Genomic DNA, 18312 nt, shown 5'->3' with positions numbered 1-18312 from the left:
GATTGGCATGATCTGTGGATAACCTCAACGGCGAGGTTATCCACAACCGTTCATACAAGGGCGCAGCAGATGTCCGAACACCGCAAGTCGTTTCGCATCAAGATTACCCACGAAAGCCTCGGCGAATGCCTGGGCCAGACGCGCAATCTGTCCACCACCGGGGTCTATGTACAGCACCCGCGCCTGGCGACGCTGCCGTGCGGCGCCGTGGTCTATGGCCAGGTCCAGGACTTACCCACAGGCGCGCCACGGGTGCGGATGGAAGTGGTGACCGTGGATGCCGAAGGCATCGGCCTGCGCTATCTGTGAATCACGGCGCCTGCCGGTCCAGCTTCTTTAGAAACACCGTCATTTCCTTTTCGGCCTGCTTGTCGCCATGGGCACGGGCCGCTTCCAGGCCTTGTTCCCAGGCGTGCCGCGCGGCGGCGTGATCGCCCAGCGCCAGGTGCGCCTTGCCCAACAGTTTCCAGGCGGCCGAATACTTCGGATCGAAACCCACACAGCGCGCAAAGTGCTCCGCAGCCTTGGCGTTTTCCCCAAGATCCAGATAGCCCTTGCCCAGGCCAAAGCGCAGCAATGCGTTATCCACACCCTTGGCGAGCATTTTTTCCAGGGATTCGAGCATCGGTGGAGTCCTTTTCTAATGCGTCGGTAAGATCTGCGGTGCCGCCATCGCTGGCAAGCCAGCTCCCACAAGGATCTCGGGTGCACAGCACATTGGTGAGCACGCGCAAAACCGCTGGGAGCTGGCTTGCCAGCGATGGGGCCAATGAAGGCACCGCTCATTCAGGATCAGAAGAAGCTCAACCCCACGTGGAACAGCTTCTCCACGTCGCGAATATGCTTTTTATCCACAAGGAACAGGATCACGTGGTCACCCGCTGCGATCACCGTGTCGTCATGGGCGATGATCACCTCGTCGTCGCGAATGATCGCGCCGATGGTGGTGCCCGGGGGCAAGGCGATGTTCTCGATGGCCTTGCCGATCACCTTGCTCGATTTCGAATCGCCGTGGGCCACCGCTTCAATGGCTTCCGCCGCGCCCCGGCGCAGCGAGTGCACGCTGACGATGTCGCCCCGGCGCACGTGGGCCAGCAAGGTTCCGATGGTCGCCAGTTGCGGGCTGATGGCGATGTCGATATCGCCGCCCTGGATCAGGTCGACGTAGGCCGGGTTGTTGATGATGGTCATGACCTTCTTCGCGCCCAGGCGCTTGGCCAGCAGCGACGACATGATGTTGGCTTCGTCGTCGTTGGTCAGGGCGAGGAAAATGTCGGCGTCGGCGATGTTCTCTTCCAGCAGCAGATCGCGGTCCGACGCACTGCCCTGCAACACCACGGTGCTGTCGAGGGTGTCGGAGAGATAGCGGCAGCGTGCCGGGTTCATCTCGATGATTTTCACCTGGTAGCGACTTTCGATCGCCTCGGCCAGGCGTTCACCGATCTGCCCGCCACCGGCGATGACGATGCGCTTGTAGGTTTCGTCGAGACGGCGCATTTCACTCATCACCGCGCGAATGTTCTCACGGGCAGCGATGAAGAAAACTTCGTCGTCGGCCTCGATCACCGTATCGCCCTGCGGCAGGATCGGCCGGTCGCGGCGGAAAATCGCCGCGACCCGCGTCTGCACATTCGGCATGTGTTCACGCAACTGGCGCAGTTGCTGACCGACCAGCGGTCCGCCGTAGTAGGCACGCACCGCCACCAGTTGCGCCTGGCCCTCGGCGAAGTCGATGACCTGCAGGGCGCCGGGATGCTGGATCAGGCGCTTGATGTAGTTGGTCACCACTTGCTCGGGGCTGATCAGCACGTCGACCGGGATCGCTTCGTTCTGGAACAGTTGCTCTTCGCGGGTCAGGTAGGACGCTTCGCGGACCCGGGCGATTTTCGTCGGGGTGTGGAACAACGTGTGGGCGACCTGGCAGGCGACCATGTTGGTTTCGTCGCTGTTGGTCACCGCCACCAGCATGTCGGCGTCGTCCGCGCCGGCCTGGCGCAGTACCGTCGGCAGCGAGCCGCGGCCCTGCACGGTGCGGATATCGAGACGGTCGCCGAGGTCGCGCAGGCGGTCGCCATCGGTGTCGACCACGGTGATGTCGTTGGCTTCGCTGGCCAGGTGTTCGGCCAGCGAGCCGCCGACCTGTCCCGCACCGAGGATGATGATTTTCATCCAGTCACTCCATGGAATCCGTTTAGCCGCGCGCGGCAGCGATCTTGATCAGCTTGGCGTAATAAAAGCCGTCGTGCCCGCCCTGCTGGGCCAGCAACTGGCGACCGTGGGGCTGCTTGATCCCGGCGGTCGTGGCCAGGTCCAGCTCCCGTGCACCCGGTGTGCGCGCGAGGAACGCGGCGATGACCTCGGTGTTTTCGGTCGGCAAGGTCGAGCAGGTGGCGTAGAGCAGGATGCCGCCGACGTCGAGGGTTTTCCACAGGGCGTCGAGCAGTTCGCCCTGCAGTTGCGCGAGCGCGGCGATGTCGTCGGCCTTGCGGGTCAGTTTGATGTCCGGATGGCGGCGGATCACCCCGGTGGCCGAGCACGGCGCGTCGAGCAGGATGCGCTGGAACGGTTTGCCGTCCCACCACGCGGCGGTATCGCGACCGTCGGCGGCGATCAGCTCGGCGCTCAGGCCCAGGCGCTCAAGGTTTTCCTTCACCCGCAGCAGACGCTTGGCTTCCAGATCCACCGCGACCACGCCGGCCAGCGCCGGCTCGGCTTCGAGGATGTGGCAGGTCTTGCCGCCGGGGGCGCAGCAGGCGTCCAGCACGCGCTGGCCCGGCGCCAGGTCGAGCAGGTCGGCGGCCAGTTGCGCGGCTTCGTCCTGCACGCTGATCCAGCCTTCGGCGAAGCCCGGCAGGCTGCGCACGTCGGCCGCGGCGTCGAGGACGATGCCGTCGCGGCTGAACGTGCACGGCTGCGCGGCGATGCCGGCATCCGCCAGCAGGCCCAGGTAGGCATCGCGGCTGTGATGGCGGCGGTTGACCCGCAGGATCATCGGCGGATGCGCGTTGTTCGCCGCGCAGATCGCTTCCCACTGTTGCGGCCAGAAGGCTTTCAGGGATTTTTGCAGCCAGCGCGGGTGGGCGGTGCGTACCACCGGATCACGCTCGAGCTCGGCGAAAATCGTTTCGCTTTCGCGTTGCGCATTGCGCAGCACGGCGTTGAGCAGGCCCTTGGCCCAGGGCTTTTTCAGCTTGTCGGCGCAACCGACGGTTTCGCCGATGGCCGCATGCGCCGGCACGCGGGTGTACAGCAGTTGATAGAGGCCGACCAGCAGCAGCGCCTCGACATCGGCATCGGCTGCCTTGAACGGCTTCTGCAGGAGTTTTTCCGCCAGTGCCGACAGGCGTGGCTGCCAGCGCGCGGTGCCGAAGGCCAGGTCCTGGGTGAAGCCGCGGTCGCGGTCCTCGACCTTGTCCAATTGGGTCGGCAGGGAGCTGTTGAGCGAAGCCTTGCCGCTGAGGACAGCGGCGAGTGCCTTGGCGGCGGCCAGACGCGGGTTCATGGCGCGTCCACCGCGGCACCCAGCACGGTGCCGGTGGCGAATTTCTCACGGCGGCTGTTGAACAGGTCGCTGAAGTTCAAGGCCTTGCCGCCAGGCAGTTGCAGGCGGGTCAGGCACAGCGCCTGTTCACCGCAGGCGACCAGCAGACCGTCCTTGCTGGCGCCGAGGATGGTGCCCGGAGCGCCGCGGCCCTCGGCGAGCGTTGCCGCCAGCACTTTCAGGGCTTCACCGTTGAGCGTGCTGTGGGTGATTGGCCACGGGTTGAAGGCGCGCACCAGGCGTTCCAGCTCGACGGCTGGACGGCTCCAGTCGAGGCGCGCTTCGTCCTTGTTCAGCTTGTGCGCGTAAGTGGCGAGGTCGTCGTTCTGCACCTCGCCCTCGAGTGTCCCGGCCGCGAGGCCGGCGATCGCCTGCACCACGGCCGGCGGGCCCAGTTCGGCAAGGCGGTCGTGCAGGCTGCCGCCGGTGTCGGTGGCGCTGATCGGCGTGACGACCTTGAGCAGCATCGGTCCGGTGTCGAGACCGGCCTCCATGCGCATCACGGTGACGCCGCTCTCGGCATCGCCTGCTTCCACGGCGCGCTGGATCGGCGCCGCCCCGCGCCAGCGCGGCAGCAAGGAGGCGTGACTGTTGATGCAGCCCAGGCGCGGGATATCCAGCACCGCTTGCGGCAGGATCAGGCCGTAGGCGACCACCACCATCAGGTCCGGCTTGAGCGCCGCCAGTTCGGCCTGGGCGTCGGCGTTGCGCAGGGTCGGCGGCTGGAACACCGTGATGTTGTGTTCCAGGGCCAGCTGCTTGACCGGGCTCGGCATCAGTTTCTGCCCGCGACCGGCCGGACGATCCGGTTGGGTGTAGACCGCGACGACCTCGTAGGGGCTGCTCAGCAGGGCCTTGAGGTGTTCGGCGGCGAATTCCGGGGTGCCGGCAAAGACAATGCGCAGGGGCTCGGTCATGGAGGGCTCTCTATTGCGAAGCTTCTTGAAAAGAAAAAGGCTTGCCGCGGCAAGCCTTTGAAGGAGGGCATCAAGCGTTCTGGCGGTGGAGCTTTTCCAGCTTCTTCTTGATGCGGTCGCGTTTGAGCGTGGACAGGTAATCGACGAACAGCTTGCCGTTGAGGTGGTCGCATTCGTGCTGGATGCACACGGCGAGCAGGCCTTCGGCGATCAGTTCGTAGGGCTGGCCGTCGCGGTCCAGTGCCTTGATCTTGACCTTCTGCGGGCGGTCGACGTTTTCGTAGAAACCCGGCACCGACAGGCAGCCTTCCTGGTACTGGTCCATCTCCTCGGTCAGCGATTCGAACTCGGGGTTGATGAACACCCGCGGCTCGCTGCGGTCTTCGGAGAGGTCCATCACGACGATACGTTTGTGCACGTTGACCTGGGTCGCGGCGAGGCCGATGCCCGGCGCTTCATACATTGTTTCAAACATGTCATCGACCAGCTGACGCACTTCGTCGTCCACTACAGCCACAGGTTTGGCGATAGTGCGCAGACGCGGGTCCGGAAATTCGAGGATGTTCAAAATGGCCATAAGCTTGATTGCTGCACGTGTGAAGTAAAGTCGGGCGATGGCCTGGCGGGTCCGAAGATGCAGGCTACCGTTGTGAAACGTAGTCTCTTTTCCAGAGGCGAGCCACGGGGGCTCTGGCGTTTCACGCGAACGCACATAATAAAGGGATTCACCGCATGAGGAAATCACTACTCGCCCTGCTGCTCCTGGCGTCGGTCGGCGTGGCGCACGGGCAAGTGCAACTCAAGGAAGGTTTTCCACAGCAATACACGGTGGTTGCGGGGGATACCCTCTGGGACATTTCCGGCAAATACCTGCGCGAACCCTGGCAGTGGCCGCAGTTGTGGCGGGCCAATCCGCAGATCGAAAACCCCAACCTGATCTACCCGGGCGACACGCTGACGCTCAGCTACGTCAATGGCGAGCCGCGCCTGACCCTCAATCGCGGGGCGTCGCGCGGCACCATCAAGCTGTCGCCGCGCATTCGCAGCAGCCCGGTGGCCGAGGCGATCCCGAGCATTCCGCTGAAATCGATCAACAGCTTTCTGCTGAGCAACCGCATCGTCGACAAGGTCGAGGACTTCGACAAGGCGCCGTACATCGTCGCCGGCGACGCCGAACGGGTGCTCAGCGGCACCGGCGACCGGATCTTCGCCCGCGGCCATTTCGACCCCGAGCAGCCGGTGTACGGCATCTTCCGTCAGGGCAAGGTCTACACCGATCCGCAGAGCAAGGAGTTCCTCGGGATCAACGCCGATGACATTGGCGGCGGCGAGATCGTTGCCACCGAAGGCGATGTCGCCACCCTCGCCCTGCAACGCACCACCCAGGAAGTGCGGCTGGGCGATCGCCTGTTCAGCGGCGAAGAGCGTTCGATCAATTCGACCTTCATGCCCAGCGCACCCGCCACTGACATCAATGGCCTGATCATCGATGTGCCGCGCGGCGTCACCCAGATCGGCGCCATGGACGTGGTGACCCTGAACAAGGGCAAGCGCGACGGACTCGCCGAAGGCAACGTGCTGGTGGTGATGAAAACCGGGGAAACCGTGCGTGACCGGGTGACCGGCCAACCGCTGAAAATCCCCGATGAACGCGCCGGGCTGCTGATGGTGTTCCGCACCTACGACAAGCTCAGTTACGGCCTGGTGCTGAACGCATCGCGCTCGCTGGCGGTGCTCGACAAGGTGCGAAATCCTTAGCAGGCTTCACAAGTTACCAACAGAGTTATCCACAGCTTGTTCCGAACGGTTCGGGGCTTATAACGATCAAGGATGATCCATGATGCTGTCCGTCTGTACGCCGGTTTCCCCTGCGGAACTGGAAGCGCGTCTGCGCCTGCACCGCTTGCCGGAAATCGGCTCCAAGCGTTTTGCCAAATTGCTCGATGCCTTCGGCTCGGCGTCCAAGGCGATCAGCGCGCCGGCCAGTGCCTGGCGCGCCCTGGGTCTGCCGGCAGCCTGTGCCGAGGCCCGGCGCTGCCCTCAGGTGCGCGACGGCGCCAGCCACGCATTGCGCTGGCTAGAGCGGCCGGGACAGCATTTGCTGATGTGGGACCAGGCGGATTACCCGGCGCTGCTGGCGCAGATCGCTGATCCGCCGCCGTTGCTGTTCGTCGCCGGGGATCCGCTGATCCTGGAGCAGCCGCAGCTGGCGATGGTGGGCAGCCGACGGGCCTCGCGGCCGGGAATGGACACCGCCGGCGCTTTCTCCCGCCGCTTGGCCGGGGCCGGTTTTGTCATCACCAGTGGCCTCGCCCTGGGCATCGACGCCGCCGCGCATCGAGCGGCACTGGACGTCGGCGGGCTGACCGTGGGCGTGCTCGGCACCGGCCTGGAAAATTTTTATCCACAGCGCAACCAACGGCTGGCGGACGCGATGATTGCCAGTGGCAGCGCGGTGGTTTCGGAGTTTCCCCTGGACGCCGGGCCGGTGGCGAGCAACTTCCCCCGGCGCAACCGCATCATCAGCGGTTTGTCGCTCGGCGTGCTGGTGGTCGAGGCGAGTGTCGCCAGCGGTTCGCTGATCACCGCGCGGCTGGCGGCGGAGCAGGGTCGCGAGGTCTATGCGATTCCGGGCTCGATCCATCACCCCGGGGCGCGCGGCTGCCATCGGTTGATCCGCGATGGCGCAGTGCTGGTGGAAACCATCGAGCACATCCTCGAAACGCTGCGTGGCTGGCAGCATGTGCCGTTATCCACAGCCGCGCCGAGTGGCGACCATCCCTTGCTGCGTCTGCTGCACGCCGCCCCGCACACCAGCGAAGCGCTGGCCGACAGCAGCGGCTGGGCGCTGCCGAAAGTGCTGGCGGCACTCACCGAACTGGAAATGGACGGTCGCGCGGTGTGCGAAAACGGTCGCTGGCTGGCGAGGACGAGCTAGGTTTTACAAGGAAGATCGGTAAACTGCGCGAAACCTGTTTGCGGAGATTTTTTCATGGTCAACAGTTGGCGTGTGCAACAAGCCGCACGAGAAATTCGCGCCGGGGCGGTCATTGCCTATCCAACCGAAGCCGTCTGGGGGCTGGGGTGCGATCCGTGGAACGAAGAAGCGGTCGATCGGCTGCTGGCGATCAAGAACCGTTCGGTGGATAAAGGGCTGATTCTGGTCGCCGACAACATCCGTCAGTTCGATTTTCTGTTCGAGGACTTCCCGCAGGACTGGCTCGACCGCATGGCCAGCACCTGGCCGGGGCCGAACACCTGGCTGGTGCCGCACCAGAACCTGCTGCCGGAGTGGGTCACCGGGGTGCATGACACCGTGGCGTTGCGGGTCAGCGATCATCCGCAGGTGCGCGACCTGTGCTCGCTGGTCGGGCCGTTGATCTCGACTTCGGCCAACCCTCAGGGGCGGCCGGCCGCGCGTTCGCGCCTGCGGGTCGAGCAGTATTTCCGCGGGCAGGTCGACCTGGTGCTGGGCGGCATGCTCGGCGGGCGCAAGAACCCCAGCCTGATTCGTGACCTGGCCACTGGCAACGTGGTGCGCCCGGCCTGACATCGCGCTGTGCCAATCGCCGGCAGACCGGTACCTGCAAACCTGCAGGCGCCGGACTGCCGGCGATCGCGTCTCAAGGCAACAGAATGGTCGAGCCGGTGGTGCGGCGTGCCGACAGCTCAGTCTGTGCCTTGGCTGCCTCCGCCAGGGCATAGCGCTGGCTGATATCGACCTTGAGCTTGCCGCTTTCGATCATGGCAAACAGCTCGTCGGCCATGCGTTGCAGGTTCTCGGCGTTGTTGGCGTAGGTCGCCAGCGTCGGCCGGGTCACGTACAGCGAGCCCTTGGCCGCAAGAATCCCCAGGTTGACCCCGTCCACCGCACCCGAGGCGTTGCCGAAGCTCACCACCAGGCCGCGCGGCGCCGTGCTGTCGAGGGAGGTCAGCCAGGTGTCCTTGCCGACGCCGTCATAGACCACCGGGACTTTTTTCCCGTCGGTCAATTCCAGCACCCGTTGCGCGACGTTTTCGTGGCTGTAGTCGATGGTCGCCCAGGCGCCGTTGGCCTTGGCCAGTTCGGCTTTTTCCTTGGAGCTGACGGTACCGATCAGCTTCACGCCCAGGGCCTTGGCCCATTGGCAGGCGAGTGAACCGACACCGCCGGCGGCGGCGTGGAACAGAATGGTTTCGCCACCCTTGAGTTCATAGGTCTGACGCAGCAGGTATTGCACGGTCAGGCCCTTGAGCATGACGCCGGCAGCGGTTTCGAAACTGATGCCTGGCGGCAGGTGCACCAGGTTGGCCTCGGGCAATACGTGCACGTCGCTGTAGGCGCCCAGCGGGCCGCTGCCGTAGGCAACGCGATCGCCGACCTTGAACCGCGTCACTTCGCTGCCCACCGCTTCGACGACGCCCGCGCCTTCCGCGCCGAGGCCCGAGGGCAGGGCCGGCGGTGCGTAGAGACCGCTGCGGTAGTAGGTGTCGATGAAGTTCAGGCCGATGGCCTTGTTGCTCACGCGGACCTGTTGCGGGCCCGGTTCTGCGGGTTGGTAGTCAACGTACTCGAGCACTTCGGGTCCGCCATGGGCGCGGAACTGGATACGCTTTGCCATCTGCCTACTCCTTGGGTCTTTGACTACGAGGGTGTAGTACGAAGCCCCCTATCGAACTCCCATGCTTGATCTTCGTCAACTGCGGCGCGCCGGCGTGCGGTGTTATGCTACGCGCCCATTTGCGTTGCCCCCCGGCCCACGGGGCGCCGCGTAGTTTTGCCCGATCTGTTTTGCCCCGATCCAAGGTGATGCCATGACGACCCGCACCGACGCCGTAAAGGCCTATCTGCTCGACCTGCAAGACCGCATCTGCGCCGCGCTGGAAACCGAAGACGGTGGCACACGCTTCGTCGAAGACGCCTGGACCCGTCCGGCCGGCGGTGGCGGTCGCACCCGGGTGATCGAGAACGGCACGGTGATCGAAAAGGGCGGCGTGAATTTCTCCCATGTCCACGGCAGCGGCCTGCCGCCGTCGGCCAGTGCCCATCGCCCGGAACTTGCCGGTCGTGGTTTCGAAGCCCTGGGCGTGTCGCTGGTGATCCACCCGCACAACCCGCATGTGCCGACGTCCCACGCCAACGTGCGCTTTTTCATCGCCGAGAAGGAAGGTGAAGAGCCGGTCTGGTGGTTCGGCGGCGGTTTCGACCTGACCCCGTACTACGGCAACGAAGAGGACTGCATCCACTGGCACCGCGTCGCCGAGCAGGCCTGTGCGCCGTTCGGTGCGGACGTCTATCCGCGCTACAAGGCCTGGTGCGACAGCTACTTCCACATCAAGCATCGTCACGAGCCGCGGGGGATCGGCGGCCTGTTCTTCGATGACCTGAACGAGTGGGATTTCGACACCAGTTTCGCTTTCATGCGCGCGATCGGTGACGCCTACATCGACGCTTACCTGCCGATCATGCAGCGCCGCAAACATGATGCGTTCACTGCACGGCAGCGCGAATTCCAGGAATTCCGCCGTGGCCGCTACGTGGAATTCAACCTGGTCTACGACCGCGGCACGCTGTTCGGCCTGCAGTCGGGCGGGCGTACCGAGTCGATCCTCATGTCGCTGCCGCCGCAAGTGCGCTGGGCCTACGACTGGAAAGCCGAGCCGGGCAGCGAAGAAGCGCGCTTGACCGAGTACTTCCTGCAGGATCGCGACTGGCTGGCCCAGGCCTGAACGAGGAGTTGTGATGGACCGTTACGTCGTTTTCGGCAACCCGATCGGCCACAGCAAGTCGCCGCTGATTCACACGCTGTTCGCTGCGCAGACCGCGCAGAGTCTGGACTACAGCACGTTGCTGGCGCCGCTCGACGGCTTCAGTGATTGCGCCACGGCGTTTTTCCAGGAAGGACGCGGTGCCAATGTCACCGTGCCGTTCAAGGAAGACGCCTATCGCCTGGCCGACAGCCTGACCGCCCGGGCGCAACGCGCCGGTGCGGTGAACACCTTGAGCAAACTGGCCGACGGCACGCTGCTCGGCGACAACACCGACGGCGCCGGGCTGGTGCGTGACCTGACGGTGAATGCCGGGTTCAGCCTCACCGGCAAACGCATCCTGTTGCTCGGCGCCGGTGGCGCGGTGCGCGGTGCCCTGGAGCCGTTGCTCGCGGAGAAACCGGCGTCGGTGATCATTGCCAATCGCACGGTGGACAAGGCCGAGCTGCTGGCCGAGCTGTTCTGCGACCTGGGGCCGGTGTCGGCCAGCGGTTTCGACTGGTTGCAGGAGCCGGTGGACGTGATCATCAACGCCACCTCCGCCAGCCTCACCGGCGAGGTGCCGCCCATTGCGCCGAGTCTGATCGAGCCGGGCCAGACGCTGTGCTACGACATGATGTACGGCAAGGAACCGACCGCATTCTGCCGCTGGGCCAGTGAACACGGGGCGGCCGTGTCGATGGATGGCCTGGGGATGCTGGCCGAGCAGGCCGCGGAAGCGTTTTACCTGTGGCGCGGCGTGCGCCCGGATACCGCGCCGGTGCTCGCCGAGCTACGTCGCCAGTTGGCCCTTTAACAGCATCGCTGGCAAGCCCGCTCCCACAAGGATCACCCAGATCCCTGTGGGAGCTGGCTTGCCAGCGATGGAAGTCGCCACGAATGTCGGATCACTCCTCAAACCGGATCGGACATTTCTCCGGCCCTTCGAGCTTGCGCAGCTCCTCCACCACCTGCGGTCGTGCCTGGCGCAGGGTCAGGCTGCGATCCTGGCGCAGCAGGCGCCGCGCTTCCTGGTGGAGCATTTCCACCCCGGAATAGTCGATGAAGTTGATCTGCTGCGCCTCGATCACCACGCGCGCACCGTGCAGGCGTTGCAGGCGCACTTGCAGGTAGTGGCTGGCGCCGAAGAAGATCGACCCGCCGACCCGCAGCACATCGTCCTCACCGTCGCGCCAATGCTGCACCCGTGGTTGCGAGGTACGCTTGAGGTAGAAGAACAGCGAGGCCAGTACCCCGGCATAAATCGCCGTCTGCAATTCCAGCAGCAGCGTGGCGAGGCAGGTCAGGGCCATCACCACGAATTCGGCGCGGCTGACGCGCCACAAGGCGCGGATGCCGCGATGATCGACCAGGCCCCAGGCGATCAGCAGGATGCTCCCGGCCATCGCCGGAATCGGAATGTGTGCGATCAACCCGGCAGCGAACATCGCGAACAACGCCACCCACAGCGCCGAGAACACCCCGGCCAGCGGCGAGCAGGCCCCCGCCTCGTAGCTCAGCCCGGAACGGGTAAACGACCCGGCGGACAGCGAGCCGGAGAAGAACGCGCCGACAATGTTCGATAGCCCCTGGGCGCGGACTTCCTGATTGGCATCGAGCAACTGCTGCGAACGTGCGGCGATCGAGCGGGCAATCGACAGGCTGGTGACCAGCCCGAGCATGCCCACCGCCACAGCGCTGGGCAGCAGGCGCAGGATCAGATCCAGATCCAGCGGCAGCGCACTGAACGGCGGCAAACGCCCGACGAAAGCACTGACCAGATGCACATGGCCGAACATCGACGGCCACGCCCAGACCAGCAGGCTGGCCAGCATCAGGGTGATCAACAGGGTCGGCCAGCGCGGCAGCAGTTGTTTCAGCCCGAAGCCGACCGCCAGCGTCGCGACGCCGAGCAGCAGTGACGCTTTATCCACCGCCCTGAGGTGCTGCAGCACGTCAATCAGGCTGGCCAGTGCCGTGGCTTTCGCGGGCAGATCGAGGCCGAGCAGATTCGGCAACTGGCCGATGGCGATCACCACCGCGGCGCCGAGGGTGAAGCCGAGCACCACCGAATGCGAGACGAAATTGACCAGCGCGCCAAAGCGCAGCAGGCCGAGCAGCCACTGGAATATTCCGGCGAGGAAGGTCAGCAGCAGGATCAGGGTGATGTAGTCCTGGGAAGCAGGCACGGCCAAAGGGCTGACGCTGGCGTAGAGGACAATCGAAATCGCCGCCGTCGGCCCGCAGATCAAATGCCAGGATGAACCCCACAGGCAGGCGATCAGCACCGGCATGATCGCGGCGTAGAGGCCGTACTCGGGCGGCAGCCCGGCGATCAGCGCGTAGGCAATCGACTGGGGTAAGGCGAGAATCGCCCCGCTGAGGCCGACGATCAGATCCCGTCCGACGCTGGCGCGGGTTTGTCGCGGCAGCCAGGTGAGGAAGGGGAACAGTGAGCGGCGACTGGGGAGGGCCATGGATCCTCTCGGTTTGTGGGTTGGTGCAAGGGTAACAGGCTGGTTTCGGATGTTGCTGGGTGTCAGTTGAATCCGTTCCCTCACCCCGCTCGATGATTGAGAGGGGGACTGACCGAGGTGTTGGTTCGACATTCATCGACCTGCAAGTCTTGCGTCGAACTCGGGTTCTGAAGTCAACGACGTTCGGCTCCCTTTCCCCTCACCCCCCTTGGCGAAGAGAGGAATGGGGTGAGGGAGCGAACTCAGGCCTTCAGCACCCCGCGATCAGAGCTTCGCTTTGACGGCCGGCAACGCGTCCTTTCCATCCACGGTCTTCACGCCATCGAGCCACTTGTCCAGCACCGCCGGATTGGCCTTGATCCACGCCTTCGCCGCATCGGCATTGCTGAGCTTCTTGTTGACCACCTCGGCCATGATGCTGTTCTCCATCTCCTGGGTGAACGCCAGGTTGGTCAGCAACTTGCCGACGTTCGGGCAGGCCTCGGCGTAGCCCTTGCGCGTCAGGGTGTAGACGCTGCCGGTGTCGCCGAAGTATTTCTCGCCGCCCTTGAGGTAATGCATCTTCAACTGCACGTTCATCGGGTGTGGGGTCCAGCCGAGGAAGGTGACGAATTTCTGTTTCTTCACTGCCCGCGAGACTTCGGCGAGCATCGCCTGTTCGCTGGATTCGATCAGTTTCCACTGGCCGAGGTTGAAGTCGTTTTTCTTGATGATCTCTTGCAGTGAGATGTTGGCTGGCGCACCGGAGCCGATGCCGTAGATCTTCTTCTCGAACTTGTCGGCGTATTTGTTCAGGTCGGCAAAGTCATGCACGCCGGCCTCCCACACGTAATCCGGCACGGCCAGGGTGAACTCGGTACCGTCGAGGTTCTTCGCCAGTTGCGTGACGTCGCCGCTGGCGACGAATTTGTCGTAGAAACCCTGCTGTGCCGGCATCCAGTTGCCGAGGAACACATCGACCTGGCCGTCCTTGAGGCCGCCGAAGGTGATCGGCACGGCGAGCGTGTCGACCTTGGCCTTGTAGCCCATGCCGTCCAGCAGGAACCCGGTGATGGCGTTGGTGGCAGCGATGTCGCTCCAGCCCGGATCGGCCATTTTCACCGTCTCGCAGCTCTGCTCGGCAAATGCCGAGGCACTGCCCAGGGCCAGCAGGCCAACCGTCACTACTGTGGATAACTTGAGCATGGACTTCCCCTTAACATTATTGGTTTTGGCAGGGTTGTGGATAACGTGCTTTGCGTTCCAGGTCATCGAGGTCGATGTGGTTGCGCATGTACTGCTGACTGGCGTCCACCAGCGGCTGGTGATCCCAGCTCTTCAGCTTGCCGAGGGTCAGCGCCTGCGCCACGAAACGGCGCCGCCGCTGGCTGGCGAGCACATCGCGGTGAATGGCCGGGATGTCCCACTTCGCCCGCGCATCGGCGAGAAAATCGGCGAACAGCTGGCGATGTTGCGGTGATTGGCTGAGTTCTTCCAACTCGCGTGGATCGTTGTCTACATCGAAGAGTAGGCAAGGGTCGCTCTCGCTGTAGATAAATTTGTAGGCCCCGCGGCGGATCATCATCAACGGGCTGATGGTGCCCTCGGCCATGTATTCGCCAAAGACTTCATCGTGGCCGCCCTGCCCTTGCAGGTGCGGCAGCAGCGAGCGGCCATCCAGCGGCAGGCCGGGTTCGAGGCTGCCGCCGGCCAGGTCGACAAAGGTCGGCAGCAGGTCGGCGGTCGACACCGCAGCGCTGACCCGGCGGGCGCCGAACTGGCCCGGCGCACTGATCAACAGCGGCACCCGCGCGGCCATTTCATACCAGTGCATCTTGTACCAGAGCCCGCGCTCGCCGAGCATGTCGCCATGGTCGCCGGAGAAGACGATGATGGTGTCGTCGATCAGCCCGGTATCCTCGAGGGTTTGCAGGAGTTTGCCGACGTTGGCATCAATGTAGCTGCACGCGCCGAAGTAGGCGCGGCGCGCATCGCGGATTTTATCCACAGGCAGTGGCTTGTCCCACAGGTCGTAGACCTTGAGCAAACGTTGCGAGTGCGGGTCGAGTGAATGTTGATCCGGTGTCGTCGGAAGCGGGATATCCGCATCGTCGTACAAATCCCAGAACGCCTTGGGAATCGTGTACGGGTCGTGGGGGTGGGTCATCGACACGGTCAGGCAGAACGGCTGATCGCCGTCCTCACGAATGTGGTCGAACAGATATTGCTGGGCCTTGAACACCACCTCTTCGTCGAAGTCGAGCTGGTTGGTGCGCACGCACGGCCCGGCCTGCAGCACCGATGACATGTTGTGGTACCAGCTCGGGCGCACGTCCGGCTCGTCCCAGTTCACCGCCCAGCCATAGTCGGCCGGATAGATGTCACTGGTCAGGCGTTCTTCGTAGCCGTGCAGTTGATCCGGGCCGCAGAAATGCATCTTGCCCGATAGTGCGGTGCGGTAGCCGAGGCGGCGCAGGTAATGCGCGTAGGTCGGTATGTCGGCGGGGAAATCGGCGGCATTGTCGTAGGCGCCGATCTGGCTCGGCAACTGGCCGCTGACCAGGGTGAAACGCGATGGCGCGCACAGCGGACTGTTGCAGTAAGCGGCGTCGAACACCACGCCCTGGGCGGCGAGGCGCGAAAGATTCGGCAGTTTGATCGGCGACGGGCCGTAGATCGGCAACATTGGCGCGGCCATCTGATCGGCCATGATGAAAAGAATGTTCTTGCGCTTCATGTGATCGCGGCATTCCATAGTGAATATTTATGCGACATTGCTGCGATCGAGCATGGAGCGCATGCTCTACCCGGTAAAGCCCGTGCCGGGCAATGACTAGGATAAGCACAGCTTATGTATGAAGCCCTTGGCGACCTGTCGCTGGATCTGCTGCGTGCCTTCGAAGCGGCGGCGCGCCAGCGCAGCTTCACCGCGGCAGCGGTGGAACTGGGCACCACGCAACCGGCGATCAGCCAACAGATCAAGCGCCTTGAGGAGCAGTTGGGCGCGCGGCTGTTCGACCGCATCTACCGCGGCATCGAACTGACCGAGGCCGGCTCGATCCTGTTCGAGCAGGTGACCCTCGGTTTGCAGAATATCGACGCCGGATTGAGCGCGATCAGCGCACAGCAGCAACATGAAGTGCTGCAGGTGGCCACCGACTTCGCCTTCGCTGCGTATTGGCTGATGCCGCGCCTGCAGCGCTTTCACGCGGCCAATCCGCACATCGACGTCAGCCTGGTGACCAGCGAACGCAATCACAACATGCTGCGCACCGATATCGATGTCGCGGTGCTGTTTGGTGACGGGCGCTTCAAACAGGGCGAAAGCCATTGGCTGTTCAGCGAAGAAGTGTTTCCGGTGTGCAGCCCGCAATTGCTCAAGGCGCGCCCCCTGCCCTTGCCCGCCCAGGCGTTGCTGGAGTTGCCGCTGCTGCACCTGCGCGGCGAAAACAGCAGTAACTGGTTCGACTGGAGTGGTCTGTTCCGCGAACTCGGCATCAGCACGCCCCCCGCGCCGGGGCAACTGCGCTTCGATAACTACACCTTGCTGATTCAGGCAGCGATTGGCGGCCAAGGCGTGGCGATTGGCTGGCGCCACCTTGTGGATAACCTGCTGACCCAGGGTCTGCTGTGCCGGCCGATTGCCGAGACGACCCTGTCGCGCCTCGGTTATTACGTGGTGCTGCCGCAGCGCAAACGCCGGGGCGTGTTGATTCAGCAGTTTGTCGACTGGTTGATGGCCGAACAGGCCAGCAGTGCCGAGTCCCTGACAGGCATGGCATTGCCGTCGATTGCGGTATGAAGATCAAGGATCGCAGCCCGAACCTGCCCCAGCTCTTACCGTTGGAAGACCATCCCCCGCAGGAACTGAAGGCAGTGGCTTTTTAGTTAGGTACCCGACGCGGCGACAAAATTCACGTGCTGGCCCACGTGCAGGTTCAGCCGCAGCTCATCGGCAATCCCCACCGCCACTCGGTTCAGCCGCTCCAGCGGTTCGGCCAGACCCGGCTCGAGTGAATGGCTGACCTGGCTGAAATGCTCGATGGTCAGCCCCGCGACGCCGCGTGGTGCGTTCACCAGCGTCCACTGCAACGGGCTGCTCTGCAGGGCTTCACGGATTTCCTCGGCGGCGTGACGTTGCAGGCGATCGTCCAGGTCCGGCTCGTCGAGCACGGCGAAATCGCCGACCACAAACAGCCGCGGCACCCCCGCCGATTGCAGGCCGTCGATCAGCGCATCGACCGCCAGCACTTGCTCGACCGGCCCGAGCAGTACGGATTTTTCAATGTGATCGCTGCTGAACGGCAGGCCCGGCGCATCCAGCAGGCAGATGACCGCCGAGCTGCCGGCCACGCTCTGATTGACTCGTTCGGCGTCGAACAGGTCGCCGCTCTTGGTGCGCAGGCCCGGCCGTGGCGCGAGCGCGGTCAAATCGTCGAGGATGGCAATGACTTCGTGCTGACGACGCAGCAGTTCAGCCATCAACGCACCGCCCAGGCTACCCATGGCACCATAGAGCACCACTTTCACCGCCGGGGTTTCGGCATTTTTCATGGCTGAGTTCCCTTTTGTTTTCCCTTGTATGGCGTGTGACATACGGGTAACGCCGAGGGTTCGAACCGATTCAGAGGCTTTGCGATGCAAGCGATCAAGGGTTACCACGCCCACGTTTATTACGACGCCACCACCCTCGCGCAGGCGCGGGCGCTGTGCGAGGAGGCGGCGCAATTGTTCCCGCTGAAGATGGGCCGGATGCACGAACGCCCGGTCGGCCCGCACCCGGACTGGAGCTGCCAACTGGCCTTCGGCCCGGAGCTGATCGGCGATGTGCTGCCGTGGCTGGCGCTCAATCGCCGGGGCCTGGTGGTGTTCCTGCACCCGGACACTGGCGATGACCTGCGCGACCACACCGAGCACGCGATCTGGATGGGCGCGATGCGGCCGCTGGACCTGTCTATTTTTTAATCAGAGGGTTTCTTCAGGTTCGCCAGGTAGATGCTCGTCCAGGTGCAGCCATGGCAGGCGGCTGTCGGTCCAGATATGCCGCTCGGCGGCGGCCTGCTCGGGGTGATCGAGCGTGGCGACAGTCAAATCGATGCTCTCGGGGCTGAGCAACGTCACCAGCGCCAGTTGTGCACCGCAGGTCGGGCAGAAGAACCGTGCACAACGGGTCGACGAGTCATAGCGCGAAGGCGTCCCGGCCAGCCACTGGAAACTCGCTGCGGGCACGGTGATCCAGGTGGTGACGATACCGCCACTGACCTGACGGCAAATCGAACAATGGCAGTGGGCGATGTCGTGCAGCGCCCCGCTGAACTGATAACGAATGTGTCCGCAATGGCAGCCGCCACTGTGCATCGGTTGCATCACCCTGCCCTCCTGTCCGCGTATTCATTGACTCTAGCCGCATCCGACGGCCGGTTGGCCATTCGCCCAAAGCTTGGCGCGGCGAAAGCTGGCTGAAAGCTTCCCCGATTAGGATCGCCCCCACTGCCGGCAACAGACCGGTTGGCCACGGCGTGTGACGGTTCGCGCGCCCGGCCCAATTAACAACAACAATGGTGATCTGATGTCCTCTGTAACCCGCCTCCTCGCTGTCACTCCGCCCGTACGCCTCGTGCTTCCCGTTCTGCGCTGATCCCACCCGGTCCGCCCATTCCCTAGCCGCGCT

Annotated in this window: 19 protein-coding genes; 8 read left to right on the top strand and 11 right to left on the bottom strand. The window is 64.1% G+C overall.

Features of this window, described 5'->3' with window-relative positions:
* Positions 1-69: 69 nt before the first annotated feature.
* Positions 70-309 (top strand): PilZ domain-containing protein, encoded by a 240-nt coding sequence (locus tag QRN70_RS15265; RefSeq protein ID WP_285418830.1) that lies wholly within the window; start codon positions 70-72, stop codon positions 307-309.
* 1 nt (position 310) lies between these two features.
* Here the strand turns inward: QRN70_RS15265 and QRN70_RS15260 are convergent, their stop codons facing one another.
* From QRN70_RS15260 to def, 5 genes are all read right to left on the bottom strand, one after another.
* Positions 311-625 carry a tetratricopeptide repeat protein gene (locus QRN70_RS15260; RefSeq protein WP_285418829.1) on the bottom strand — a complete coding sequence of 105 codons (315 nt, stop codon included), beginning with the start codon at positions 623-625 and terminating at the stop codon, positions 311-313.
* A gap of 167 nt (positions 626-792) precedes the next feature.
* Positions 793-2169, bottom strand: a complete 1377-nt coding sequence (gene trkA, locus QRN70_RS15255) for a Trk system potassium transporter TrkA (RefSeq protein WP_285418828.1) — start codon at positions 2167-2169, stop codon at positions 793-795.
* 22 nt (positions 2170-2191) lie between these two features.
* Positions 2192-3502, bottom strand: a complete 1311-nt coding sequence (rsmB, locus tag QRN70_RS15250; protein WP_285418827.1) for a 16S rRNA (cytosine(967)-C(5))-methyltransferase RsmB — start codon at positions 3500-3502, stop codon at positions 2192-2194.
* Complete coding sequence (fmt, locus tag QRN70_RS15245) at positions 3499-4458, bottom strand: methionyl-tRNA formyltransferase (protein WP_285418826.1); 960 nt, start codon at positions 4456-4458, stop codon at positions 3499-3501. Before fmt ends, rsmB begins: the two co-directional genes overlap by 4 nt.
* 70 nt (positions 4459-4528) lie before the next feature.
* A complete protein-coding gene (gene def, locus QRN70_RS15240; RefSeq protein WP_285418825.1) occupies positions 4529-5035 on the bottom strand; it encodes a peptide deformylase in 507 nt (168 codons plus the stop codon).
* Positions 5036-5190: 155 nt separating this feature from the next.
* On the opposite strand from def, the gene QRN70_RS15235 reads away from it, so the two are divergent.
* From QRN70_RS15235 to tsaC, 3 genes are all read left to right on the top strand, one after another.
* Entirely contained in the window at positions 5191-6216 is a 1026-nt protein-coding gene (locus tag QRN70_RS15235) for a LysM peptidoglycan-binding domain-containing protein (protein ID WP_285418824.1), read from the top strand.
* A gap of 79 nt (positions 6217-6295) precedes the next feature.
* Positions 6296-7396, top strand: coding sequence for a DNA-processing protein DprA (gene dprA, locus QRN70_RS15230; protein WP_285418823.1), 1101 nt, complete (start codon positions 6296-6298; stop codon positions 7394-7396).
* Positions 7397-7450: 54 nt separating this feature from the next.
* Positions 7451-8008 carry an L-threonylcarbamoyladenylate synthase type 1 TsaC gene (gene tsaC, locus QRN70_RS15225; RefSeq protein WP_285418822.1) on the top strand — a complete coding sequence of 186 codons (558 nt, stop codon included), beginning with the start codon at positions 7451-7453 and terminating at the stop codon, positions 8006-8008.
* Between the two features lie 73 nt (positions 8009-8081).
* Here the strand turns inward: tsaC and QRN70_RS15220 are convergent, their stop codons facing one another.
* Complete coding sequence (locus QRN70_RS15220) at positions 8082-9059, bottom strand: quinone oxidoreductase family protein (protein ID WP_285418821.1); 978 nt, start codon at positions 9057-9059, stop codon at positions 8082-8084.
* A gap of 193 nt (positions 9060-9252) precedes the next feature.
* Here QRN70_RS15220 and hemF point away from each other — a divergent pair, with 193 nt between their 5' ends.
* Together hemF and aroE are read left to right on the top strand one after the other, a co-directional pair.
* The gene (gene hemF / locus QRN70_RS15215) at positions 9253-10167 is read left to right on the top strand and encodes an oxygen-dependent coproporphyrinogen oxidase (protein ID WP_285418820.1); all 915 of its coding nucleotides are present in this window, start codon (positions 9253-9255) and stop codon (positions 10165-10167) included.
* Positions 10168-10180: 13 nt separating this feature from the next.
* Positions 10181-11002, top strand: coding sequence for a shikimate dehydrogenase (gene aroE, locus QRN70_RS15210; RefSeq protein WP_285418819.1), 822 nt, complete (start codon positions 10181-10183; stop codon positions 11000-11002).
* Positions 11003-11093: 91 nt separating this feature from the next.
* Here aroE and QRN70_RS15205 read toward each other — a convergent pair whose 3' ends face one another.
* The 3 genes from QRN70_RS15205 to betC all read right to left on the bottom strand — a co-directional run bounded on the left by QRN70_RS15205 (position 11094) and on the right by betC (position 15378).
* The gene (locus QRN70_RS15205; protein WP_285418818.1) at positions 11094-12662 is read right to left on the bottom strand and encodes a SulP family inorganic anion transporter; all 1569 of its coding nucleotides are present in this window, start codon (positions 12660-12662) and stop codon (positions 11094-11096) included.
* 264 nt (positions 12663-12926) lie between these two features.
* On the bottom strand, positions 12927-13847 hold the full coding sequence (gene choX, locus QRN70_RS15200) for a choline ABC transporter substrate-binding protein (protein WP_285418817.1): 921 nt from the start codon (positions 13845-13847) through the stop codon (positions 12927-12929).
* Positions 13848-13863: 16 nt separating this feature from the next.
* Positions 13864-15378: a choline-sulfatase gene (gene betC / locus QRN70_RS15195; RefSeq protein WP_285418816.1), complete on the bottom strand. Its 1515-nt coding sequence runs from the start codon at positions 15376-15378 to the stop codon at positions 13864-13866.
* 114 nt (positions 15379-15492) lie between these two features.
* Here betC and QRN70_RS15190 point away from each other — a divergent pair, with 114 nt between their 5' ends.
* Positions 15493-16443 (top strand): choline sulfate utilization transcriptional regulator, encoded by a 951-nt coding sequence (locus QRN70_RS15190; RefSeq protein WP_285418815.1) that lies wholly within the window; start codon positions 15493-15495, stop codon positions 16441-16443.
* Between the two features lie 86 nt (positions 16444-16529).
* Here the strand turns inward: QRN70_RS15190 and QRN70_RS15185 are convergent, their stop codons facing one another.
* On the bottom strand, positions 16530-17195 hold the full coding sequence (locus QRN70_RS15185) for an NAD(P)-dependent oxidoreductase (RefSeq protein WP_285418814.1): 666 nt from the start codon (positions 17193-17195) through the stop codon (positions 16530-16532).
* Positions 17196-17279: 84 nt separating this feature from the next.
* On the opposite strand from QRN70_RS15185, the gene QRN70_RS15180 reads away from it, so the two are divergent.
* The gene (locus QRN70_RS15180; RefSeq protein ID WP_285418813.1) at positions 17280-17606 is read left to right on the top strand and encodes a DOPA 4,5-dioxygenase family protein; all 327 of its coding nucleotides are present in this window, start codon (positions 17280-17282) and stop codon (positions 17604-17606) included.
* Here the strand turns inward: QRN70_RS15180 and QRN70_RS15175 are convergent, their stop codons facing one another.
* Positions 17607-18008: a GFA family protein gene (locus tag QRN70_RS15175; protein ID WP_285418812.1), complete on the bottom strand. Its 402-nt coding sequence runs from the start codon at positions 18006-18008 to the stop codon at positions 17607-17609.
* Positions 18009-18312: the final 304 nt, after the last annotated feature.

Origin of the sequence: Pseudomonas sp. efr-133-TYG-5 (assembly GCF_030209175.1) — a bacterium.
GTDB lineage: Bacteria > Pseudomonadota > Gammaproteobacteria > Pseudomonadales > Pseudomonadaceae > Aquipseudomonas.
The sequence above is the reverse complement of the archived record's forward strand: the minus strand, read 5'-3'. Positions and strand labels throughout refer to the sequence as shown.